Genomic DNA, 255 nt, shown 5'->3' with positions numbered 1-255 from the left:
ACGGGAGGCAGCAGTGGGGAATTTTGGACAATGGGCGAAAGCCTGATCCAGCAATGCCGCGTGAGTGAAGAAGGCCTTCGGGTTGTAAAGCTCTTTTGTCAGGGAAGAAACGGTGAGGGCTAATATCCCTTGCTAATGACGGTACCTGAAGAATAAGCACCGGCTAACTACGTGCCAGCAGCCGCGGTAATACGTAGGGTGCAAGCGTTAATCGGAATTACTGGGCGTAAAGCGTGCGCAGGCGGTTTTGTAAGT

General features: G+C 52.5%; 1 rRNA gene. It reads left to right on the top strand.

Features of this window, described 5'->3' with window-relative positions:
• Positions 1-255: ribosomal RNA gene (locus GCN75_RS28990) — 16S ribosomal RNA — on the top strand; the annotation flags it as partial.

It is taken from the genome of Janthinobacterium violaceinigrum, assembly GCF_009208555.1.
Taxonomy (GTDB): domain Bacteria; phylum Pseudomonadota; class Gammaproteobacteria; order Burkholderiales; family Burkholderiaceae_D; genus Janthinobacterium; species Janthinobacterium violaceinigrum.
The sequence above is the reverse complement of the archived record's forward strand: the minus strand, read 5'-3'. Positions and strand labels throughout refer to the sequence as shown.